This is a genomic window from Anaeromassilibacillus sp. 1001302B_160321_C8 (assembly GCF_015554745.1).
Classification (GTDB): Bacteria; Bacillota; Clostridia; order Oscillospirales; family Acutalibacteraceae; genus Anaeromassilibacillus; species Anaeromassilibacillus stercoravium.
This window is the reverse complement of sequence record NZ_JADNJD010000002.1, coordinates 1-22,734: the sequence shown is the minus strand read 5'-3', so window position 1 is coordinate 22,734 and position 22,734 is coordinate 1. Positions and strand designations below refer to the sequence as shown.

24 protein-coding genes are annotated in these 22,734 nt (G+C 50.5%); 16 read left to right on the top strand and 8 right to left on the bottom strand.

Annotation, left to right across the window (positions count from 1 at the left end; translation table 11 throughout):
• Nucleotides 1-18 precede the first annotated feature (18 nt).
• Nucleotides 19-1,455, bottom strand: coding sequence for a MobA/MobL family protein (locus tag I2E77_RS01515; protein ID WP_195450481.1), 1,437 nt, complete (start codon nt 1,453-1,455; stop codon nt 19-21).
• A gap of 234 nt (nt 1,456-1,689) precedes the next feature.
• A complete protein-coding gene (locus I2E77_RS01510; RefSeq protein ID WP_002586623.1) occupies nt 1,690-1,905 on the bottom strand; it encodes a helix-turn-helix domain-containing protein in 216 nt (71 codons plus the stop codon).
• A 172-nt stretch (nt 1,906-2,077) separates the two neighbouring features.
• Between I2E77_RS01510 and I2E77_RS01505 the strand changes: the two genes are divergently transcribed.
• Together I2E77_RS01505 and I2E77_RS01500 are read left to right on the top strand one after the other, a co-directional pair.
• Nucleotides 2,078-2,752 carry a helix-turn-helix domain-containing protein gene (locus tag I2E77_RS01505; protein WP_225363674.1) on the top strand — a complete coding sequence of 225 codons (675 nt, stop codon included), beginning with the start codon at nt 2,078-2,080 and terminating at the stop codon, nt 2,750-2,752.
• A 107-nt stretch (nt 2,753-2,859) separates the two neighbouring features.
• On the top strand, nt 2,860-4,158 hold the full coding sequence (locus I2E77_RS01500; protein WP_002586625.1) for a tyrosine-type recombinase/integrase: 1,299 nt from the start codon (nt 2,860-2,862) through the stop codon (nt 4,156-4,158).
• A 119-nt stretch (nt 4,159-4,277) separates the two neighbouring features.
• Here I2E77_RS01500 and I2E77_RS01495 read toward each other — a convergent pair whose 3' ends face one another.
• Together I2E77_RS01495 and I2E77_RS01490 are read right to left on the bottom strand one after the other, a co-directional pair.
• Nucleotides 4,278-5,297 carry an ATP-binding protein gene (locus I2E77_RS01495; protein ID WP_195450480.1) on the bottom strand — a complete coding sequence of 340 codons (1,020 nt, stop codon included), beginning with the start codon at nt 5,295-5,297 and terminating at the stop codon, nt 4,278-4,280.
• 97 nt (nt 5,298-5,394) lie between these two features.
• A complete protein-coding gene (locus I2E77_RS01490; RefSeq protein ID WP_195450479.1) occupies nt 5,395-5,613 on the bottom strand; it encodes a helix-turn-helix domain-containing protein in 219 nt (72 codons plus the stop codon).
• A gap of 359 nt (nt 5,614-5,972) precedes the next feature.
• Between I2E77_RS01490 and I2E77_RS01485 the strand changes: the two genes are divergently transcribed.
• The 4 genes from I2E77_RS01485 (at nt 5,973) to I2E77_RS01470 (ending at nt 8,171) form a co-directional block, all read left to right on the top strand.
• The gene (locus I2E77_RS01485) at nt 5,973-6,710 is read left to right on the top strand and encodes a hypothetical protein (protein ID WP_195450478.1); all 738 of its coding nucleotides are present in this window, start codon (nt 5,973-5,975) and stop codon (nt 6,708-6,710) included.
• Nucleotides 6,711-6,973: 263 nt separating this feature from the next.
• Complete coding sequence (locus I2E77_RS01480; RefSeq protein WP_195450477.1) at nt 6,974-7,240, top strand: hypothetical protein; 267 nt, start codon at nt 6,974-6,976, stop codon at nt 7,238-7,240.
• Nucleotides 7,241-7,250: 10 nt separating this feature from the next.
• A complete protein-coding gene (locus tag I2E77_RS01475) occupies nt 7,251-7,580 on the top strand; it encodes a plasmid mobilization protein (protein WP_195450476.1) in 330 nt (109 codons plus the stop codon).
• A gap of 213 nt (nt 7,581-7,793) precedes the next feature.
• Nucleotides 7,794-8,171 carry a replication initiator protein A gene (locus I2E77_RS01470; RefSeq protein ID WP_195450475.1) on the top strand — a complete coding sequence of 126 codons (378 nt, stop codon included), beginning with the start codon at nt 7,794-7,796 and terminating at the stop codon, nt 8,169-8,171.
• Between the two features lie 315 nt (nt 8,172-8,486).
• Here I2E77_RS01470 and I2E77_RS01465 read toward each other — a convergent pair whose 3' ends face one another.
• Both I2E77_RS01465 and I2E77_RS01460 read right to left on the bottom strand, forming a co-directional pair.
• A complete protein-coding gene (locus I2E77_RS01465; protein WP_195450474.1) occupies nt 8,487-8,861 on the bottom strand; it encodes a hypothetical protein in 375 nt (124 codons plus the stop codon).
• A 215-nt stretch (nt 8,862-9,076) separates the two neighbouring features.
• On the bottom strand, nt 9,077-9,424 hold the full coding sequence (locus I2E77_RS01460) for a sigma-70 family RNA polymerase sigma factor (protein WP_195450473.1): 348 nt from the start codon (nt 9,422-9,424) through the stop codon (nt 9,077-9,079).
• A 435-nt stretch (nt 9,425-9,859) separates the two neighbouring features.
• Here I2E77_RS01460 and I2E77_RS01455 point away from each other — a divergent pair, with 435 nt between their 5' ends.
• The gene (locus I2E77_RS01455; protein ID WP_195450472.1) at nt 9,860-10,684 is read left to right on the top strand and encodes a Cof-type HAD-IIB family hydrolase; all 825 of its coding nucleotides are present in this window, start codon (nt 9,860-9,862) and stop codon (nt 10,682-10,684) included.
• A 123-nt stretch (nt 10,685-10,807) separates the two neighbouring features.
• Here I2E77_RS01455 and I2E77_RS01450 read toward each other — a convergent pair whose 3' ends face one another.
• Nucleotides 10,808-12,400, bottom strand: coding sequence for an ABC-F family ATP-binding cassette domain-containing protein (locus I2E77_RS01450; protein ID WP_087230677.1), 1,593 nt, complete (start codon nt 12,398-12,400; stop codon nt 10,808-10,810).
• A 236-nt stretch (nt 12,401-12,636) separates the two neighbouring features.
• Here I2E77_RS01450 and I2E77_RS01445 point away from each other — a divergent pair, with 236 nt between their 5' ends.
• From I2E77_RS01445 to I2E77_RS01435, 3 genes are read left to right on the top strand one after another with little or no spacing between them, the layout of a single operon-like run.
• Nucleotides 12,637-13,017: a metal-dependent transcriptional regulator gene (locus tag I2E77_RS01445; protein ID WP_087230680.1), complete on the top strand. Its 381-nt coding sequence runs from the start codon at nt 12,637-12,639 to the stop codon at nt 13,015-13,017.
• 27 nt (nt 13,018-13,044) lie between these two features.
• Nucleotides 13,045-13,950 carry a CFI-box-CTERM domain-containing protein gene (locus I2E77_RS01440; protein ID WP_191405743.1) on the top strand — a complete coding sequence of 302 codons (906 nt, stop codon included), beginning with the start codon at nt 13,045-13,047 and terminating at the stop codon, nt 13,948-13,950.
• Between the two features lie 19 nt (nt 13,951-13,969).
• Complete coding sequence (locus I2E77_RS01435; protein ID WP_087230686.1) at nt 13,970-14,566, top strand: HD domain-containing protein; 597 nt, start codon at nt 13,970-13,972, stop codon at nt 14,564-14,566.
• 266 nt (nt 14,567-14,832) lie between these two features.
• On the opposite strand, the gene I2E77_RS01430 is transcribed toward I2E77_RS01435, so the two are convergent.
• Nucleotides 14,833-15,021: a hypothetical protein gene (locus I2E77_RS01430; RefSeq protein ID WP_087230688.1), complete on the bottom strand. Its 189-nt coding sequence runs from the start codon at nt 15,019-15,021 to the stop codon at nt 14,833-14,835.
• A 95-nt stretch (nt 15,022-15,116) separates the two neighbouring features.
• On the opposite strand from I2E77_RS01430, the gene I2E77_RS01425 reads away from it, so the two are divergent.
• From I2E77_RS01425 to asnB, 6 genes are all read left to right on the top strand, one after another.
• On the top strand, nt 15,117-15,593 hold the full coding sequence (locus I2E77_RS01425; RefSeq protein ID WP_087230692.1) for an SLOG family protein: 477 nt from the start codon (nt 15,117-15,119) through the stop codon (nt 15,591-15,593).
• Nucleotides 15,594-15,747: 154 nt separating this feature from the next.
• A complete protein-coding gene (locus tag I2E77_RS01420) occupies nt 15,748-17,265 on the top strand; it encodes a sodium:solute symporter family protein (protein ID WP_191363022.1) in 1,518 nt (505 codons plus the stop codon).
• 194 nt (nt 17,266-17,459) lie between these two features.
• Nucleotides 17,460-18,218 carry a 2,3-diphosphoglycerate-dependent phosphoglycerate mutase gene (gene gpmA / locus I2E77_RS01415; protein ID WP_195450471.1) on the top strand — a complete coding sequence of 253 codons (759 nt, stop codon included), beginning with the start codon at nt 17,460-17,462 and terminating at the stop codon, nt 18,216-18,218.
• A 289-nt stretch (nt 18,219-18,507) separates the two neighbouring features.
• Entirely contained in the window at nt 18,508-19,734 is a 1,227-nt protein-coding gene (locus I2E77_RS01410) for a carboxylate--amine ligase (protein ID WP_195450470.1), read from the top strand.
• Complete coding sequence (locus tag I2E77_RS01405) at nt 19,731-20,453, top strand: aspartate/glutamate racemase family protein (RefSeq protein ID WP_195450469.1); 723 nt, start codon at nt 19,731-19,733, stop codon at nt 20,451-20,453. The genes I2E77_RS01410 and I2E77_RS01405 overlap by 4 nt, the downstream gene beginning before the upstream one ends.
• 56 nt (nt 20,454-20,509) lie before the next feature.
• Nucleotides 20,510-22,369, top strand: coding sequence for an asparagine synthase (glutamine-hydrolyzing) (gene asnB / locus I2E77_RS01400; RefSeq protein WP_195450468.1), 1,860 nt, complete (start codon nt 20,510-20,512; stop codon nt 22,367-22,369).
• Nucleotides 22,370-22,734 lie beyond the last annotated feature (365 nt).

Sequence of the window (22,734 nt, the reverse complement as noted above, 5' to 3'; positions counted from 1 at the left end):
AGCGGCGGTTTTTTGTGCCTATCGGCTGTCTCTGTCAAAGGATTTCTTTCTCTGTCTCGGCTGGTTTCTCTGCTTGCCCTCCGCCTGAAGCTGGCGCAGGCGTTTCAATAGGCTCTCCCGTTCAGGCGGCTTTGCCTGCTCTTTTTGGGCGGGTTTCTGTTTTTCCCTGACCTGCCGCTCCCATGCGGCAAGGTCACGATTGTACTGCTCCACGACAGCCTCCGCCTTGCGGTAGGTTGCCATGAACGCCTGCACATCGGGATAACCGTCCTCTTTCAGAACATCGGGCAGTTTATCCAGCTTTTCAGCGATTTTCTTTTCTGTCCGCTGTATCTGCTCTGTGAGCGCCTTGCGCTCCTTACCCTTGAAAATCCCTTTTGTATCGGCAAGCTGTTGTTTCAGCTTCGGAAGTACCGTATCCTGCAAATGCCGGATTTCTTTCGCCTTATCCTGCGCCTTTATCATCAGCTTTTGCATGGTACGGAACTCTGCCATATCTATTTCAAGGACAGGCTTCGGCGGCATATCGTGTTCACGGATTAAGTTTTGCAGGAAGTCCTTAGCCTTGTTTACGATACTGCGGAACAGACCCGGCAGCCAGCCCTTGCTTTTGATAGACTGGCTCGCCTTTTCGTGTATCTCTGTCTGCTTGACTTCTAAAATCTTTGCTTCGGAGATACCTGATAATAACGCCATATCCGCTGTCCTGTTCCATTCCTGCCTTGCGGCATTATCGGCTTTGATTTCGTCCTCTTTGGGATTATTTTTGCCGATTTTCTTGGCCGGAAGATAGACGCTGTTTTTATCAAATACCTTTAAGTGCTGCTCAGGATCGGAGATATGGCAGTTAATAAGTTCTGTATACACTTCCTTTATCTCTCGGAGAAAAGGCTCTCCCTTAAAGCGTGTATCTTTGGTAGTAAACAGATGGCTTTCGTATACCTCGCCTTTTTTGATGACGGTACAGCCTTTCCGTATCTGCCCGTCCTCCCCCGTGATTTCCTTTTTGGTGCGGACACGCTTTCCAGTCTCGTCAAAGAACACGCTGCGGGAAGCAACCTTTACATCAGGTTCGGGGAGCAACCTCCTCTCGCTGAAAATCAGATGGATATGATAATTTGTCTTGCGCTTGTTGTGGTGGAGGGCGGACACGCACTCCACACCGTACCGCCTGCGGAACTCCTCTGTAAAGTCCGTGAGTACCTGCTGCGGCTCGTATTGCGTATAGATTTCGGGCAAGGCGATAATCAGTTCCCTTGCTTCGATACATTTGCCCTCTGTGCCGCTGCGCTGAAACTCCTGCTGGCTTTCCCTTGCAAGGTTGCTCCAAAAGGTGCTGTCGGCGGTGCGGTAGGTGGCATAGAGATTTTCCTGCCTTGCATGGCTTGTAATATACGATATTCGCCCTTTGACATTGGGCAGTTTTGACATCTGGATAAAACTGTGTCTCGGCATACATCATCTCCGTTTTCTGTTGTCAAGGTGCGTCCTTTTTTTGCAACCGTTTACGGTTGTGGCTGTCGCTGCGGCAGCGGTGACAGCCCCGTATCATACGCCGCAGGCGGTTGATACGGAAGCCCCCTGCAAGGGCGAAATACCCGGAGTACAAATCGAAGATTTGTGCGAGGGGTGTATTTCGCTCTCAAACGCCGAGGGCTTAGGGTTACTTTCCGAAAAGAGAATGGATGGTCATTCCACTCTGCGGACATCATCGGGCTTCAGAAGATTTCTTCCCTGATTGACCGTCAGAAACCGTTCCAGCGTGTCCCTGCGGATAATGGTCTTGCGCCCCACTTTGAGGACGGGCAGCTTTCCCCATTCCACCAGCTTCCGCATGGTGTTCCTGCCGATACCCGTACATTCTGCGGCTTCCTCTATGGTAAGTCCCATTTTGACTGCGCTCATTCTATCAACCTCCTTTTAGAATACTCATTTTGCAACTACTGTTTTATCATTATACTTATTCTGCCATCTCTTGTCAACCTATTTTGCAACCATTCATAGTTTATTTACAACTTTCATTGAGATAAAGGTTGCAAAATAAGTATCGGCGTGTTATACTGATACCAGTCAGGAGGTGAACACCTTGAAAAAAGAAACCACATTCACCGCAAAACAGGTCGGTAGGAGGATTAAGGAACGCCGCACAGAGTTAAACATTACCATGCCGGAACTTGGCAGGCGTGTAGGCGTGAACAAATCCACCATTCAGCGGTATGAAGCGGACGGAGTTGATCCGAAGCGCACAATGGTTATCAACGGTCTTGCGGAAGCGTTGCTCACAACTCCCGAATGGCTGACAGGTCTTTCCGATGATAAGGAATATGACACCTATACTCTTTGCCAGCGGGATATTGAGGAACACATCAGGAAATATCTGGACACAGTTTCCTATACAGTAAAGGGCGAGCCGCACCAGCAGCTTCTCACGACATTTCTCGGCAAGATGGTTGACCTGTATACGGTTATGACCTGCTACTTTGCTGATGCTATGGAGGAAGTTGACCGTGTGGCGGAGGACAAAGGGCTGAAAGAGTCTCTTGGACGGTACGCCATAGAGTCCGGGGCAATCATGGAACAGGTATACCGCAAGAAGATGGAAGTACCGATTGAGGATATGAAACGGTTTTTAGACGGGATTTTACATATCCACGATGAGGGGCGCACAAGAATGTCGATGGGCGCACTTTTCGGGATAGTGGAGGAAGCCGAAGAAAGGCTTTCCGAAAAAGAAAATTCCGTGGCACCTTGACAAGTAAAGACGCCAGTTGACTTTCACTGGCGGAAGTGACACAATTACTTTACGCACACCATATGTCACAGTCCCGATTGCCACGGATAGAAAGGAGTTTTTTATCTATGGCAAAAGGTTCTGTAAGAAAGAAAGGCAAAAAGTGGTACGGACGCTTTTATATTGAAGATGAAAGCGGCAGAAAAGTGCAGAAAGAGTTTGCAGGCACAGAGAGCAAGGCGGAAACAGAAGCCATGCTCCGCAAAGCGATAGCGGACTATGAGGAAAAGCAGTTTGTCGGGAAAGCGGAAAACATCACGGTAGGCGATATGCTGGATATGTGGGTAGAGGAAGAACTGAAACCCGGCAACTTAAGCAACGGGACGGTCATGTCCTATCAGGGAACGGTCAACCGTATCAAGCAATATCCCATTGGCAAACGCAAGCTGAAAACCGTGACCGCCGACCATTTGCAGGCGTTCATTGATTTTCTGAGCTACGGTGGGACAAACCCGGACGGGACAACTTCAAAGCCCATGAGCAAAGGATATATGCTCCTGTTCTCGGCGGTGTTGCAAAATTCCTTCCGCTTTGCGGTTTTCCCGAAAAAACTGATTACCTTTAACCCTATGCAGTATGTGAAGCTGAGGGGCAGGAAGCAGGAAACGGATATTTTCTCGGACAGTGAGGAAGATACTTCCAGTATTCCTACTATCACCCATGAACAGTTCCAAAAGCTGGAGGAATTTCTCAAGGCAAAAGATAATCCCGCCTTGCTGCCTGTGCAGATAGCGTACTACACGGGGCTTCGTATCGGGGAAGTATGCGGCTTGACTTGGCAGGATATTAACCTTGAGGAACAATATCTCACGGTACGCCGAAGCATGCGCTATAACGGAACAAGGCACACAACCGAAGTGGGAACGACAAAACGGAGCAAAGTCCGCACCGTTGATTTCTGCGACACGCTGGCGGCAATCCTGCGGGCGGCGAGAACAGAACAGCGCAAAAACCGTTTCCGCTACGGGGAGTTTTATCACCTGAACTACTACAAAGAAGTAAAGGAAAAAGGGCGCACCTATTATGAGGTTTACAGCCTGCAAAGGACAGAGGAAGTCCCGGAGGATTACAAGGAAATCTCCTTTGTCTGCCTGAGAGCAGACGGGGCGTATGAAGCGCCGAGTACGGTAGGGATTATGTGCAGGGCGGCAAAGAAGAAAGTGAAAGGGCTTGAAGATTTCCATTTCCACACGCTCCGTCACACCTACACAAGCAATCTGCTTTCCGGCGGCGCAAAGCCGAAAGATGTGCAGGAACTTCTCGGACACTCCGATGTCAGTACCACAATGAACATCTACGCTCACTCTACAAGGGAAGCGAAGCGCACTTCCGCAAGGCTGCTGGATAAGGTGGTCGGCGGGGAATAAAAAGTTGCCCTTGTTTCGGCTCGTAAGGGCAAAAACAAGGGCAAACAGATAAGGTTTGAATGAAAAACAGGCGTGAAGCCTTGAAAAATCAATGGTTTTTGAGGATTAGATAGTTAAATTCAAATTTGAAGGTTGTTTCTCACTTCAGCAGGAGGAATAGCGTGTGATTTCTTGATATCAAGCGTCCAAAGATCATCCAAATCATTTGGGATATCAACCATCACACGAGCCAGTTTAGAGAGGTCTCCCTGTCTCATCATGCGGAACCACGTTCCCCAGATCAAAAGGCGCTTGTTTCGGTATACATAAAAGCCCTGCTGCTTCCGAATACCTTCTTTTCCGCCAAGCTGATTTTTTTCCTCTTCGGTCATCTTGGATATGTGCGGCAGAATATAGGGCTTAACCAGAATCTTTTTTCCTCGGATAATCAACGTTTCGGTGTCCATTGCCTGCGTGCTTTTCTTCAGCAAAAAAGGATCTGCTGCTTTTATTTTTACACCGTTGAAAAGAATTTCCAGCCGTTTGATGCCTGCTTCGCCGGATAGATATCTGTGAAAAACAAGCCCCAAGTGCTGCCTAACATCGTCCATTTTCCGGCCAAGTGATTTTTCATAATCGACTTCGCCCATAAGCAGACGGTCAAGATTCTGCCATACGACCAGCGTGCCATTTTCCTGCTCTTTCAAATCAGCGATATGAGGAACCTGTTCAAGGTCATCTTCATTAAGAACGAGGAGTGACCATGTCCCTGTTTCAATGACATAATCTAAATCCCATCGTCTGCCGATTATGGTATTGCCCTGTTTGCTGACCACCGTGAGCACACGGCACTGTGACAGCGAAGCGGTTTTTAAGCCAAGTCCATAACGTCCCAGATCAGAGGCGTCACGCATATCGGTTGGACTTTTGCTGCCATACTGCATGGCGACATCAATTTGCGCATCATCCATGCCGGATCCATTGTCTAAGATGCAGACATAAGCATCATCAACTGGGAAAAAGAACAGCTGAACTTTGCCCGCTTTTGCCGCAATGCTGTTGTCGATAATATCGGCTATGGCAGCTTCCAAGCTGTAACCAATTGCCCTGGTGGATTCCATAAGCACAGGTGCAAATGGAGGCGTTTCCCTAACTTGCATATCTGCTATCCTTCCTTAATCTGCCTATTACGTTATCCCGATTACGAGGACTTCCGCAAATGACATTATCGCAAAATTACTGTCCAAAAAAACGGACTCATCTCCCCGCTTTCTCTTCTGGTAAAAACTCCATAATATCACCGATATCTGCGCCCAACACAGCACAGATCTTATTGAGCACCGTAAGTGTAACTTCCTCATCGCGCCTCAAGCGGGTCATGGTATTTGGCGCAATCCCAGCAGCTTTTCTCAAATCCGCTTTGCTCATTTTTCTATCAACAAGTAATTTCCAAAGCTTGTTGTATGAGATAGCCATTTCCCGACCTCCAACTACAGATATCGACATAATTATACGTTGTTTTAGGCTATAAAGCAAGAGACTTTCGCACTGAATTGCGAACATCTCTTACCTCAGCACATGAAGATTATACAGTCTGAAGCACCAGCTGGTTGTGTTCTTTTGGTATCATCTCATTTCTCTGACTGCAGCCGAGGTTTATCAAAAATACAGGGTTTGGGACTATCCCAACAAGCGAAAATCGCCGTGTGTACGGACACCGGCTGTGCTTGCTATTCTTCATATTCCCTGATCCGCGTTTTTTCAAATTGTCCTGTTTATCGGCTGCATTCTATGATATACTGATGGAAAATCACCCGGAAAGGAGGGACCTATGCATGGCAGTCAAACGCGTTTTTGCTGGTTACTATAAACGATACGACGGCAAGCGGATCTACGTTGTCCGCGTGGTAAAAGATATCGATACCGGCGATGCTGTTGTGATCTGCAAGGATGCCAGCTTCATCCGGGAAGGCAATGAGGAATACTACACCATCCACTTGGAGTCCTTTTGTGAGCAGGTGAATGTAGATGGTATTCTTAAGGATAAATACATCCGTCAGACTCGGCGTGAGGTCGAACCGGAAATGATCGGAGAAGTAACAGAGGACGGCTTTCCGGAACCCAAGCGGAAACCAATCACCTATATCGATGATGAATATCAGCCTCGATGCGTCCGGCGCAGCCACAGCTATTACGAGTATGCAAAAGATATCTGCACCAATTACCGGATGGATCTGCGGCGCTACAAGCTGATCCGGGAGCGTAAGCGGTATATTGGCATTACCAGCAAGGCGGAATATCAGGCTATGTGCGAAGATATGTCTTTTCTGCAGCAGTCCATGAAAACGATTCTGAATGACTATACTGAGCTGTTTCAGAAACGCTTTTCCGAGGGGCTGTCCATCCGTAAAACAGCTGAGGCCATGCACCTGAATCGCGGTGCAGTGGAACGCAGACAGGCAGCTTTTTACAAGGCATTTTCTGTGCTCCTCCGCCAACGGGACGAGGCGGACGGCATTCTGCGAATTATTACCAACACCCCTGCCATTTCCATTTGGGATGGGGATGAATAACAGAATACGCTGTTCTTGAAGCACTTGCCGGAACCGGCAGGTGCTTCTTTTTCGTCAGCATCGTGACAAAACCGAGACAATCCGCAATATAATGTCCGTTGAAAAGTGAAGAGGGGCAAAACAGCCTTCTTACAGGGAGTGTTGCATGACAGAGCCGTGACAGAAAGCATTGTTCTGTCCGTAGGATAGTGAAAGGCGCCGTCCCCCAGCACAGCGTTCAAACAAATCAAATCGTATTTCAAAATCTGAAAGGAGCTCAAACCATGGTGAACCTGAACCGAAATAACACACGCATCCGTAGAACGTCCGTCCCGACAGATCTGTTGCTGAATCCGCACCTCTCCAACGATGCCAAAGCCGTTGCTGCTATCCTGTACACCTGTGATGAAAGCCGGTGGATTCTTGCTGAGATGGCCAGGGAGCTGCACACGACAGAAGAAAAGCTCTCCAAGATTTTTTCGGAGCTGAATGAGTGGGGGTATCTCGACATTCACTGTGAGGACGGCGTGTCTGTCCTGACGCTGCTGTAAGGAGGATGCAATGCCGAAACGCACCCGACCTATCCGAAAGGAAATCTGTCTGGATGAGACGGAGTGGAACATCATTCTGCAAAAGATGCAGCAGCTCAGAACCCAGAACTTTGGGGCATACGCACGGAAAATGCTGATCGACGGCTATATCATCCAGGTGGACTACACTGAGCAGAAAAAGCTGGCTGCAGCTGTCAGCGGGATCGCTGCAAATATCAACTACATCTGCCGACGCATCAATCAGACCGGGCATTTTTATGAAAATGATGTGGCTGAGCTGAAAGAAAGAGTCGGCGAAGTCTGGAAGCTTTTTAAGCAGTACCAGAAGGAGGAACTCTGACTGCTGTAGGGCCCTCCGTCACCGGGTTTTCAGATTGCAGAGATTCTGACGCTCCAGAGTGATCCGTTATTGGATTTCTTGACGGCGGGTTTCTGATCGCTCCTGACGGATGAAATTCATTCCCTAACTAATAAGAAATAATCAACTCTCAAGATAGTTATCCATCAATCCAATCAACAGCAGTCCGGATAAGATGGATGGGAGGGAGGCACTGTGAAAGAATTTTGCAAATTTACCACACAAAGTCCGGCAGCTTCCTATATACCTCTGCCCAGATTTCTTTTTCAAGATGAGGCGCTGCGGGACATCACCAACGATGCCAAGGTGCTGTATGCTATGCTGCTGGATCGGGCAAGTATTTCCAAGCAGAACGGTTACGTAGAACCGGACGGAACTATCCGCCTGTATTTCACGGTGGAACAGGCACAGGAACGACTGCATCGCAGCAGGCAATGCGTCACAAGGATATTCCGGGAGCTGGAATACTGCGGCCTCATTATCCGGAAGAAACAGGGGCTTGGCAGACCGTCGTTGATCACGCTCAATTACCCTGCCGACGCAAAGCTCATTGTGAAAGAGGCACAGCCATAATCCGGTGAGGGATAATGTACAAGCTTCGCCGCATAGATTGAACCAGTCCGCAGAAAGGAGGGACAGACATAGAAGTATTCCTGATCCTGCCCAGGACACAACAGGGCAAAAAAGAACTGGAGAAAACGCTGGCCCGTTTCCACGCAGAACACGCCCAGAAGATGATCGAAAAAATGCCTTGTCCCACCGAGCAGAAACTGGAACTGGTGGATGCAGTGGTGAACGTCATCAAAGCGGAGAAAAAGGCCGCAAAAGCATAAATACATAGAGGGACCGCCCGCCGCAGTCAGCTGTGACTGCAGCGGGCGGCTTTGTTTACCGGAAATACTTCTCCCATGTGGATTTGAACATCCTTACCCTGTTTTCCTCCCATTTCTTAAGCTTATCCAACGAGACGCCAAGATTTGCAGCATAGGCCTTCTGCGTCAATTTCTGGGACAAGCGCCTCTCTCGAATCTGCCGTCCCTGATCATGGTACAAAAATAGGTTGTAGTCATCCAGCAAGCTTTCGACAGGGACAACGTACATCCCAGCAAGCTTTTGCATATGCTCGATTGGATAGTAATCCCGGCCATATTCTTCATAACGCATGTAGGTTTTCGGATCGACCCCGATCCGGTCCGCGACCTCGCTCTGAAGCAGGGCGTGCCTGTAGCGGTACCACCGGAGCTTGTCCGCAATCTGCGTCATTTCCGATGGGTCTGAAAAGCGAAGATTGAATATCTGGGCATCCAGAAATTTTCTGGGAGTGAGCAGAGGAAAATGCAGAATGATCAGGGGGGATACTTCTATTGCATATGATATGCTGCGTATCATAACATACCTGTGTCCGCGCAAGTGACAGAAAACGCTCCATTTTTCGCAGCATGATGCGAAGTTTTCGTTCTCAAATTTCATTTGTTCCGTTACAATAGAATAGGATTTTCAATACACCGCGCCGCATAACTGGAAAGGCGGATTCCCTTCGTGTGATCGAATGTGTTGACCGCTTTAATCAGCCCAATGGTACCAATGGAGATCAAATCGTCTTGGTCGCTTGTGTTGGAATAGTATTTTTTGACGATATGCGCGACCAACCGGAGATTGTGTTCGATCAATTCGTCGCGCGCGTGCCGGTCCCCATTTTTGAGGCGTTCGAGGCAGTTGCGTTCTTCCTCCGCGGTTAGGGGCCTGGGGAAAGAGCCAGCGCCTGTGACATGCAGAATGAAAAAAATCAGGCCGGAAAGCGCGCAGGAGAGCAGAGCTGTCAGCATAGAATCGCCCCAATCCAGATAAAATTTGGACGGCTTTCCTGCCGTCCGGTTCTTCTAACTATCTTATGGCGGGGGTGCTTGTTTGTTGCAAGTCCCTTGCCTTTCTTTGGGGCGCATTCCTATTTTTCAGTGGGCTGGAAACCACCATGGTAAGACTGCACAGTTTTTTAGAATCCAAAAAGAAAAACTCTGGCGGCTGCATTCTCTAGAATTTTTCCCTTTGCAATTAAGTCCGCAGGAATTTTGTTTATACTTTTTATATTGCAAAGAAGAAATTGTACGCTGCATTTGATTCTGCCCCGGTGATAATGCTAATTTTGGAAGGGCTTTTCGATCCTCGGGTATGATGAAATGTGCAGTCCAAGATACGATCTGCATGGTATATCGTCTATACCATGCAGATGGATACATTTCCGGTTTAAGGGGGAATCACCAATGGGAATCCAATTGGTTGCGCTCGATATGGATGGGACCGTTTTGTTGGACGACCATCTGACCGTCACGCCTGCCGTGCGGCGCTCCATTGAGCAGGCGCTTGCGAAGGGGGTCACCGTTGTACCCGCCACAGGGCGGGTGGCGGCTATGCTGCCAAAGGTCTTTTATGAGTTGGACGGCATCCGCTATGTGATCAATTCCAATGGGGCGTCCGTATGGGATCGGGTGGAAAATCGCGTGATTTATTCGAATCCAATCCCCGCAGAGACCGTCCGGCAGATTCTTCAGATTTTGGAACCTTACGGCCTGTTGACCCAGATCTACTGTGGGGGGAACATCTATGCGGAAAAGCGTTCCCTCGTCAGGGTGGTTGACCTCCCATTTGCGGTGGAATTTATTGAGAATATTCGCAAGACGCAGATCGAGCTGGACAGCTTCCAGACGCTGTTGGAGGAGCATCCGGAGGGTGTGGAAAAGCTGAATCTGGCCCATGTGGAGTCGGGATTGCGCGAAAAGCTGTGGAAGCAGTTTGAGGCGATGCCGGGCGTCACGGTGGTCTCTTCGGCTGGAAGCAATATCGAACTAAACCGCGACGGGGCGAGCAAAGGGGATGCGCTGCATCATCTTTGCCAACGGTTGCAGATTCCCCCGGAGAATGTGATGGCTGTAGGGGACAGCGGCAACGACGTTGAAATGTTGCGGTATGCCGGGTGCTCCGTCGCCATGGAGGACGGGACGCCGGAGGCAAAGGCAGCGGCCAAATACCGTACGGCTTCCAACGAACAGGACGGTGTGGCACGCGCAATCGAACAGTTTGTTTTATAAGGCTCTTTATCTATATGAAAAGACGCGCCCTTCCTCATCCAAATAGATGGGGAAGGGCGCGTCTTTTTTGAAAGATTCAGGCTGCAAAGGCGCAGCCATTTTTTCCGGAAGGCAGAAACGTTTTTACATCCGGTTCATGGATTCCAAATATTCGTCGTAGGTGCCGAGGCGGTCGATGATGCCGTCGTCCGTGATCTCAATAATCCGGTTGGCGACCGTCTGGATGAATTGGTGGTCGTGCGAAGCAAAGAGGACAATCCCCTTAAAGGCGATCAAGCCATTGTTCACAGCGGTGATGGATTCCAGATCGAGGTGGTTGGTGGGCTGGTCCACAACCAGGACGTTGGAACCGAACATCATCATCCGGGACAACATGCAGCGCACTTTTTCGCCGCCGGAGAGCACGTTGACCGGTTTTTGCACGTCGTCGCCGGAGAAGAGCATCTTGCCGAGGAAACTGCGCAGATACGTTTCCGTGGTGTCCTGCGCGTACTGTTCCAGCCATTTGATGATGCTCAGATCACAGCCGTTGAAGTATGCGGAGTTGTCCTGCGGGAAGTACGATTGGGTGGTGGATACGCCCCATTTGAAGCGTCCCTCGTCGGCTTCCAGTTCTTCCATCAAAATCTTGAACAGCGTCGTGGTGACAATATCATTTTTGGCGAGGAAGGCGATCTTATCGCCCTTGTTGACACGGAAACTGACGTTGTTGAGCACCTTGACGCCGTCAACCGTTTTGGAGAGGTTTTCCACCTCCAAAATTTCCTTGCCCGGTTCGCGGTCCATCGTAAAGCCGACAAACGGGTACCGGCGGCTCGAGGCGGGCATTTCCTCCACGGTGATCTTTTCCAGCAGCTTTTTGCGGGAGGTCGCCTGCTTGGATTTGCTCTTGTTGGCGGAGAAACGCTGGATAAACGATTGGAGTTCCTTGATCTTTTCCTCCGCCTTTTTGTTCTGGTCGCGCATCACGCGCTGCATCAGCTGGCTGGATTCATACCAGAAGTCGTAGTTACCCACATAGAGCTTGATTTTGTTGTAATCGATGTCGACAATATGGGTGCAGACATTGTTCAGGAAATGGCGGTCATGGGACACGACGATCACCGTGCCCTCGTAATCCGCGAGAAAATCCTCCAGCCAGGCGATGGACCGCACGTCGAGGTCGTTTGTCGGTTCGTCCAGAAGGATGATATCCGGATGGCCAAACAGCGATTGTGCCAGCAATACCTTCACCTTTTCGTTGCCAGGCAGGGAGTCCATCTGGGAATACAGCAACATGTTGTCCAATCCCAAGCCCTGTAAGAGCTTTCCGGCCTCTGTTTCGGCCTCCCAGCCGTTTAGCTCTGCAAATTCCGCCTCCAATTCGGCGGCCAGGTCGCCGTCCGCATCGGAGAAGTCCTCTTTTGCATAGAGCGCGTCCTTCTGCTTTAAAACCTCGTATAGGCGCGGATTGCCCATCAGGATGGTTTCAAATACGGTGTATGCGTCATACGCATGGTGGTCCTGCTTCAAAACGGACATGCGCAGCTTGGGGTCGATGATGACCTCGCCCTTGGTGGGCTCCAGCTCGCCGGAGAGAATCTTTAAGAACGTGGATTTTCCGGCTCCGTTCGCGCCGATGACGCCGTAGCAGTTGCCCGCCGTGAACAGAAGATTGACATGGGAAAATAGGTTCTGGCCGCTAAAACTGAGGCCAAGATCGGAAACGGTAATCATTGGCTTTGCTCCTTCATTGAAAATCGTAAAACATATTGTATTTTTTATTTATCAATATACATTTTGGAAAGACGAGGCGAAAAAACCTCTTGTGCAAATGCCACTCTATTCTATCATAAAAGGGAAAAAGCACCTATGGATGAAAACAATAAAGGAATGGGAAATTCCTTGTCATTTTTAAGGAAAACTGCTATAATCATAAGAATACAAACCCACATCAGCACAGGAGGGGTCCCATGAAGATTCAGGAGTCAGGCGAAAACTATTTGGAAACCATTCTGATATTAAAAAATCGAAACGGTTATGTGCGCTCTGTGGATATTGCCAATGAGCTCTCCTTTACAAAGGCGAGCGTCAGCCGCGCGATGAGCATCCTGCGCAAGGCGGGGCTGATTGTGATGGAAAAGAGCGGGAATATTGTCCTGACAGAGAGCGGTTTTGCGCGGGCCAGCGCCGTTTATGAGCGCCACACCGTGTTATCCGATTTCTTTCGCAAGGTTCTGGGAGTCGATCCGGAGACCGCCGTCCAGGATGCTTGCCGGATTGAGCATGTGATCAGCCAGGAAAGCTTTGACAAAATCAAGGAATATATAAAGGATCACGGATCAAATTCGTGATTTCGTTTCACAAAGAGGTGTTACCGAATGCAATTTATTTCTGCCCAATGTCCCCACTGCGGCAAGGAGCTTCAGCTGCCAGACGATGCACAGCAGGTGGTGTGCATGTATTGCGCAAAGCCGATCGATGTGCAGCAGGTGCTGCACGCACAGGAGGATACAGATTCCTATCGCGCGCTGCTGCATACGGCAAAGGAATTGATGAAGGACGATGTGGTGGCTTACAAAGCCAATATCCAAGCGGTGAACAACCACGGGTATCCGGAGGCGTTCCAGGCGTATGTGGAAAAGCTGGCGCCAGCCTTGCGCGCGTTCTGTGTTGCGGCGGAGGCGAGTACAGCGCAACGCGCGGCAGAAGAATACAGCTTGTTCCTAATGGAGCGCTTTTTGGAGCTGTTCCAGAAGCTGCAAGTAAAAGAGAACGACACAACCTTTTTTGACTACCGGTATACGGTTGTCGCTTTTTTAATCCCGGCGATTTTGGAGCAGGGGCACGAGGCGACGGAGGCCCTAGCCGATCAATTCCTGGAAAAATGGAATAAGCAGTATCCCAAAAAGCCGTTGGGAAAAGCGCGCTACGATGAGATCCGCCATGGATTCCGCCAACGGCTTTGCTTTATCACCACGGCTGTCTGCGAATTCCAGGGAAAAGCGGACGATTGCTACGAGCTCACCACCTTCCGCAAATTCCGGGACGATTGGCTTGCAAAGGCGCCGGGCGGAGAGCGGAAGATTCAGGAATATTACTTATACGCGCCAATGCTGGTGCAAAAAATTGACCGCCGGGCGGACCGCGGGGCGGTCTACCAGCGAATCTGGCAGGAGTATTTGCAGTCATGCCTCAAGGATTTGGAGGCCGGAAAACCGGAGGCATGTGCGCGTACCTACGAGGAAATGGTGCTGCGGTTGGAGCAGGAGTTCCTTCCGGCATAAAGAAAGCGAGGAAAGATAGATGGACGTCAATCGGCTGGAACAGCAAATGCGCTTTCTGGTAGAGGTGGATAAGATGAAAAGCGTCTACCGCCGGACCATCTTGATCGACAAGACGCGGCGGGAGTCGGATGCTGAGCATTCTTGGCATTTTGCTTTGATGGCCATGCTGCTGGCGGAATATGCGGACCCGGAAAAGGTCGACTGCGCGCGCGTCATCCGCATGGCGTTGGTGCACGATTTGATTGAGATTTACGCGGGCGATACCTTTGCCTACGATGTGCAGGGAAACCAGGACAAACGGCAGAGGGAGACCGAAGCGGCGGATAAGCTCTTTGCACTGTTGCCGGAGGACCAGGCAGCGGAGATTCGGGCGCTATGGGAAGAGTTTGACGCAATGGAGACGCCGGACGCCCAATATGCGGCGGCCATTGACCGCTTGCAGCCCTTTTTGAACAACTACCTGACCCAGGGGCACACCTGGGGATTGGGCGGCGTAAAGAGCGCGCAGGTGTATGAGCGGATGGATCCCATCCGTGTGGCGCTCCCGGAGGTTTGGCCGTTTGTAGACAAGATGATTCAGGAGAGCATCGAAAAAGGCTATTTGGAAAAAGAATGATCATGATAAAAGCGGCGCTATCTGAACGTTCGGATAGCGCCGCTTTTTGCATTTATAGTGATCCTTCTGAGGAAGAAAAGAGGCTGTCCAATGTATATTTGCAACATTGGAGCACCAAAGAATTTTAAGAAATGTGATTTTCCTGAGCAACTTTATTCAGGTCGGCAAATAAGGATTCCGTGAAGCGGATAGTTCGCGGAACATTTGCGCTTTTAAATTGCTTATTGATCTGAAACATACGAAATATCTCACATTGTAATAAACATTTATTCCTTAGAATCCTTTTGGTTTGGTGGTGACATGTGTTCCATTGCATAGTCAATACATTGATTGATAAAAGCGCTGCGGCTTAAGTTGAATTCCGCAGATAGGCGGTCAATTTGTTCGATCTTCTCAGAACTCATTCGAATGGTAATCGGCTCTTTTTTATATGGCTTTGGAATGAATTTGGACATTTCACCTCACCTCTTGAAAAATTGTATTCTATATTCTATAGTATGAATAGAATTGAAAAACGATTACAAAAACGAATACAATTTGGAGGAAGAATATGAAAAGCTGTTGTTTTACCGGACATAGAGATTTACCAAGGGAAGCTGTAAATGCCATTCAAGGGCCATTGGCCAGGCAAATAGAAGCTTTCATTGCGGAGGGAATCGTCCATTTCTACGCAGGGGGAGCGCTAGGATTTGACTTTTTGGCGGAACAGGCGGTTTTAAAAGCGCGTGAACAATATCCACAGATTCGATTGATTTTGGCATTGCCATATAAAGGTCACGACCAAGTATGGAAGGAAGAAATCCGATCCAATTATCAACGCCTTATTGAGAAGAATGCCGACGAAATTCTATACATTTCGGATCACTATTTTCGCGGCTGTATGCAAAAGAGAAATCACTATATGGTCGACCACAGCGATGTTTGCCTTTCCTACCTGGTTTACCCAAAAGGTGGAACAAAATATACGGTAACGTATTGTCAGAAAAAAGGCATTCCGGTTATGAATTTGGCGCAGTTTATTCTTTAAAGTTCCTTCTTTCACCACGTTTCCCGAAGAAACCTTCTATATTTTGTGCAAAAAATCAATTGCCTTTCGTTGGACTTTTTGATAGAATAGCGATAATTTATCAAGTCAAAGCATCGAAGGTTTAAATCGAAAAAGTAGCTTAGGGGGAACAATTATGAGCAAAGAGGCAACCATTTGGATTGTCATCGCCATCTATGCCATCTTTATGGTGGTCATTGGCGTGGTGAATTCCAAGAACAGCGGCGGAATGGCGAGTTTCACCGTCGGCGGGCGCAATGCAGGCGCGTGGATTTCCGCTCTGTCCTACGGAACGGCGTATTTTTCCGCCGTTATGTTTATCGGGTATTCCGGAGGCTCCGGCTGGAGCTACGGATTATATGCCACACTGGTGGGAATTGGAAATGCGGTGTTCGGTTCCCTCTTGGCGTGGATGGTGTTGGCGGGGCGCACCCGAGAGGTCACGCGGCGTCTCAAAATCAAATCCATGCCCCAGCTCTTTGAAATGCGGTATCAGAGCAACGGCATGAAGATTTTCTCTTGCATTGTGATCTTCATTTTCCTGCTGCCCTATTCGGCGTCCGTCTATAAGGGCCTAACCAGCGTATGCTCCATTTTGCTGAACATCGACGAACGGGTCTGCATGATTATGATCGCGGTGGCATCCGCGGTGGTGTTGGTGCTGGGCGGCTATATGGCCACCTTGAAGGCCGATTTTGTGCAGGGCATTGTGATGATGTTCGGCGTGGCTGCACTGGTGGTGATGGTTGTCATTTGTCCGCAGGTGGGCGGCCTTACAGAAGGCGTCCGGCGTATGAGCGATTATATGAAGGAAAGCGGCATGTCGCCGATGTCGTCGCAGACGGCCTTGTCCCTTGTGGCGACGATTCTCATGACCAGCTTCGGCACCTGGGGATTGCCGCAGATGGTTCATAAGTATTACGGCATCCGGGATGACCGGGAGGTCAAGCGCGGCACGGTGATTTCCACTTTCTTTGCTTTGCTGGTGGCGGGCGGCGGCTATTTTATCGGGTCCTTCTCCCACCTCTTCTTCGGCGATACCCTGCCGGAGGGTGGCAAGGATTACATCATCCCCAATATGCTGAACATGGCGGGGCTGTCCAATATCCTGATCGGCATTGTGCTGGTCCTCTTGATCTCGGCTTCGGTTTCGACGCTCTCCAGCATTACGCTGACGGCCTGCTCCACGGTCGCCATGGATTTGGTCAAAGGGAAGATCAAGCCAAAGATGAGCGATTCGCATGTCGCAATGTTTACGCGCGTGCTTTGCTTGGTATTTGTCATCGGTTCCTATGTGGTTGCGAATTATCCCACGCCAATTTTGGAAATGATGTCCTATTCCTGGGGAATCATCTCCGGCGCATTCCTGGCGCCGTATGCCATCGCCCTGTATTGGAAGGGCATCAACCGCGCGGGCGCATGGGCAGGCATGTTGGGCGGTTTCCTGACGGCCTTTGTCCCGGTGGCGATCTCCGGCTTTACCACGCCGGACGGCCCGATCTATGCGTGTTTGGCCATGATTCTTTCGCCCATCCTCTGCGTCGTGGTGAGTAAAATCGCTTCCAAGATGGGGTGGAAGAGCGGCGAGCGGAATGACTTTTTCTATACCGGTACGGCGGAAGAATGGCGTGCCGCACATGGATATGTAAAATAAAATTTGCATGAGCGGATCTGACCGCGCTCCATTTTCTTGGGGCGCGGTTTTTTCATGCATAGATCTTGGAAATATTGGATATATTGTGGAATAGAATCCCTGGGGAAAGGACGCCTTGCAATATGGATAAAAATGGTATATAATAGAAATCAACATAGTTAGCATATGCTAACGAAAATAAAGGAGTGATCGAATTGAGCGAAAATAGAAAACTGGTTTTGATCCGCCATGGCGAGAGCGAGTGGAACAAATTGAATTTGTTTACCGGCTGGACAGACGTCGGCCTTTCCGAAACCGGCCGGCAGGAGGCGGAACAGGCGGGAAAGACCCTCAAAGAAGCCGGATACGATTTTGATATTTGTTATACCTCCTATTTAAAGCGTGCCATCCATACACTGAATTTCACCCTGGAGCAGATGGACCGCGAGTGGCTGCCGGTGGTCAAGAATTGGAAACTCAACGAGCGCCATTATGGGGCGCTACAGGGATTGAACAAATCTGAGACGGCGCAGAAATACGGGGAGAACCAGGTGAAAATTTGGCGCCGCTCCTTCGACATCCAACCGCCCGCCTTGGAGGAAAGCGACGAGCGCAACCCGCGCGGCCACGCGCAGTACCGCAAGGTCGACCCGCGCCAGCTCCCCCTGACCGAGAGCCTGAAGGACACCATCGCGCGTGTGATCCCCTATTTTGAGCAGGAGATTCGTCCCCGCATCGAAGCGGGTGAACGCGTGGTGATTGCCGCGCATGGGAATTCCCTGCGCGCGCTGGTCAAATATTTTGAGAACCTCTCCGAGGAAGAGATCGTCGGCGTAAACATCCCGACCGCCGTGCCGCTCGTCTATGAATTTGCACCGGATTTTACCGTTGTGCACAAAGAGTACCTCGGCGATCCGGCGGTCGTCGCCGCCAAAATGCAGAGCGTGGCAAACCAGGGGAAGGCCGGCAAGTAAGGCTACGAAGAACGTTTGCGCTTCGATTCCTTTGGCCCTGCCGTGTACGGAAACCCGCACACGGCAGGGCCGCTTTTGCTTTTCAAACCTGCAACCTGCACAGTTTTTGCCCGCCGGATTCCTGGATTCTTTTATTGTCATTCCTGGGGAAAAATAGTATAATATACAAATATTGGCGGGGCCCGTATGGGAGCGGAGCCCGCGGCCATACTGTAAGAATGGAGACATTCCGGCCCGTGCGGACATGGGCTTTTGATAATAAACGACATCGAAGAAAAGAGGATGTTTGATGGGCCAGTTGGATTTTCTGCCGGTGTTGCTCGGCAGCGACGTAAATGTATACGGCATGGCGCGGTCGTTCCACGAGGCGTACGGCGTCAAAAGCGTTGCCGTGGGGAAGGGGCGCTTAAACGCGACCTCCAATAGCGCGATTGTCACCGTGGAGTGCGTGGAACCCAATTTGGAGGACGACGCGGTCTTCTGCAAGACGTTGATCGACTTCGCGGGGCGCTACCCAAACAAGACGCTCTTGTTGGTGCCCTGTGGCGACAATTATATCAAGCTGTTGGTGCGCAACCAGGACAAGCTGCGCCCCTATTACCGCTTTGAGTGCATCGACGAGCCGCTTTTGATGCGGTTGAGCATCAAAGAGAGCTTCTACCAGGTCTGTGAGGAGCATGGATTTGCATTCCCCAAAACGACGACCTGTTCTTACGAGAATTATAAGGGTGTGGAACTCCCCTTTGATTTCCCTGTGATTATCAAGCCGAGCAATTCGGTGGCGTATTGGAACTGCCATTTCCAGTATAAGAAAAAGGTCTTTGTGGCGAATAACCGCCAGGAATTCGAAGCTATTCTGGACGCCATCTATGGTTCCTCCTACAAAGATCACCTGATTTTGCAGGAGTACATCCCCGGTGACGACAGCAACATGCGCGTGATGAATTGCTATTGCGGGCGGGATAAAAAGGTGAAGCTGATTGCCCTGGGCCACGCGCTGTTGGAAGAGCATTCTCCCGAGGGGATCGGCAGCTATGCGGCGATCATCAGCTCGCACGACGATGCGCTTTCCGAGCAGATGCGCAATTTCCTGGAGGGCATCGGCTATGTCGGATTTGCCAATTTTGATATGAAGTTCGACCCGCGCGACGGGCGCTATAAGCTCTTTGAGATGAACCTGCGGCAGGGAAGAAGCAGCTTCTATGTGACTGCCGCCGGATATAATATGGCCAAATGGCTGGTGGAGGACGTTTTGGAGCACAAGGACCTCCCGTTGACCATTGCCACCAATGAGGTGCTTTGGAGCATCATTCCAAAGGACGTTATTTTCAAATATGTGCGCGATGAAGCGCTCAAAGAGAAAGCGCGTGCGCTCATCAAGGCGGGAAAATACTGCCAATCCATGCAGTATAAGCCGGACCGCAACTTCAAACATGAACTGGCCTTCTTCCTCAACCAGATGAACTATCGGAAGAAATATAAGAAATGCTTTGGCAATAAGGGGCTGCACGAATGAAGACGTTGGGTGTCATCGGGGGACTGGGGCCAATGGCCACCGCCTATTTCCTGCGCCGCATCGTGGAGATGACGGATGCATGGACCGACCAGGAGCATCTGGATGTGATCGTACTGAACCGTCCCTCGATTCCAGACCGGACGGCATATATTTTGGACCGCACAAAGCCGTCGCCCTTGCCGCCGATTGTCGATGCGGCCAAAACGCTGGAACAGCTGGGGGCCTGCTGCATCGCCATTCCCTGCATCACCTCCCATGCGCTGTTTTTTGAGTTTTCCGCAGCTGTGGGAATCCCCTTTATCCATATTTTGCGTGAGACCGCCACCCACCTGAAGGAGAACGGCGTGGCAGCGGCGGGCATCCTAGCCACCACCGGGACGGTACGCGCGTCTTTGTTTCAGGATGCGCTGGCGGAGCAGGGGATCCGCTGCATTTTGCCGGATGAAGCGAATCAGCAACGCGTCATGAGTCTGATCTACGACGATTACAAGGCCGGGCGGCCACTGGAATGGGAAAAGTTCCAGCTTGCGTCCGATTTTGTGCGAAGGCAGGGCGCGGAGTGCATTGTCCTGGGGTGTACGGAGCTTTCGCTTATCAAGCGGGACCGTCCCGTGGGCCCCGGCGTGTTGGATGCCTTGGATGTATTGGCGCGGGCGAGCATCCAGCGGTGCGGGAAACCCCTGCGCCCAGCGTACGAACAGTTGATTACGAGAGCATAGGGGCGGCTTGGACGTCTGCCCTTGACAATTGATGCATAGAAAAGGAGGCTTTGCCCATGTGCGGCTTCGTTGGATTTTTTACAAACGGTTACGGCGGGGATCGAAATGCGGTCATCAAGGCGATGGCAGACCGCATTATACACCGCGGGCCGGATCAGGACGACTACTATGTGGATGACGATATGGCGTTTGGATTCCGCCGGTTGAGCATCATCGACCTGGAGGGCGGTTCTCAGCCGATTTTGAACGAGGACGGGACGAAGGTCCTGGTGTTCAACGGCGAGATCTACAATTTCCAGGAATTGCGCAAAGACTTGCTGGCCAAGGGGCATGTGTTTAAGACCTCCACGGATTCGGAGGTGCTGCTGCACGGGTATGAGGAATACGGCGCGGAGCTGCTGCAAAAGCTGCGCGGCATGTATGCCTTTGTGATCTGGGACAGCCGGGCAAAGAAGCTCTTCGGCGCGCGGGACATCTTTGGCATTAAGCCGTTTTACTACTACCAAAAGGATGGGGACTTCCTGTTTGGGTCGGAGGTCAAAAGCTTTTTGGAACATCCAGCTTTCCATCCGGAGCTCAACGAGGAGCGGCTTCCCGAATACATGTGTTATTCGTATATCCCGGATGAAGAGACCATGTTCCGCAACGTGTATAAGCTGTTGGGCGGGCATTATTTTGAGTACCAGGACGGCAAGCTCAGCATCCACAAATATTACGACATTCAGTATCACATCGACGAATCCAAATCTCTGGAGGACTGGGAGGCGCGTATCACCGAGGAATTCACCAAGAGCGTGGAGGCCCACCAGATCAGCGATGTAGAGGTCGGCTGTTTCTTGTCCAGCGGCGTGGATTCCAGCTATGTTGTGCGCGAGGTTTCCAAGGTTGCGAAGGATGTAAAGACGTTTTCCGTTGGTTACGAGGAGGAAAAGTACAGCGAGCTGCCGTATGCGCAGGATTTTTCCAAGACCATCGGCGTGCAGAACATCAGCAATAAGGTGAGCGCGGACGAGTTTTTTGAGGCGAATCAAGCGATCCAGTATTATATGGATGAACCCTTGCCGAATCCGTCTGAAGTGCCGCTCTTCTTCTTGGCACAGAACGCCCGGAAGTATGTGAAGGTGGTTCTCTCCGGCGAAGGGGCGGATGAGCTCTTTGGCGGGTACCCGATGTACCTGGCGGGGATGCATTTTGAGAAGTATCGGAAAATCCCGCGCGGGTTGCGCCGGGCGGCGGCGTCCATTGCGAAAAAGATGCCGAACTTTAAGGGCAAGAACTTCATTGTGCGCGGTGGCATGGAGCCGTACCAGCGGTTTATGCGCAGCAATTTTGTGTTTACGTATGGGGACGTGAACCGCTATCTGAAAAAGGATTACCATCAGAAGGACCCGGTGGACTATGCAAAGCCCTATTTTGACAAGGTCAAGGATTTAGATGAGCCGACGCAATTGCAGTATGTGGACATCCACACATGGATGCTGTTCGACATTTTGCAAAAGGCAGACCGCATGAGTATGGCAAATTCCTTGGAACTGCGCGTACCGTTCCTGGATAAGAAGATGTTGGAGCTGGCGATGCAGATTCCGTCCCGCTACCGTGTGCATGGCGATGTGACAAAGGTGGCCCTACGCGGTGCAGCGCTCAAACAGCTGCCGGAGCGCACAGCCAATAAAAAGAAGCTGGGATTCCCGGTTCCGCTAAACGATTGGCTGCGCCAGGATAAGTATTACAACATGGTCAAAGAAAAGTTTGAAGGGCCTATTGCGGCGCAATTCTTCAATCAGCAGGCGATCATGAAATTATTGGATGATCACAAGGCGGGAAAAGCGGCCAATATGCAGCGCATTTGGTCCGTGTATTCGTTCATCCTGTGGTATGAGCAGTTTTTTGTGTTGGCGGTGAAGAAGTCCGCATAATAATCATCAGAAATGATGGTGCGGTCTAAGGGCTTAGGAATTGTTTGATTTTCCTAGGTCCTTTTTGTTTTGTAAAGATTTATGGGGCAGAGAGAAAAGCAATTGGCTGTTACGAAAGAAAATCTCCCATCCTGGGTTTTGCCAGGGTGGGAGATTTGTGATTTGCAGGGAAAAGGTCTTCTCCTGCTTATTTTGCTTTGTGGATATGCTTAAGCCAATCGTCACAGCACAATGCTTGACTGGACGCACAGCGTCTTCCGCGGGCACACAGTGCCTCTCGCGCCTACGGCGGGCACACAGTGCCTCTCGCGCCTACGGCGGGCACACAGTGCCTCTCGCGCCTACGGCGGGCACACAGTGCCTCT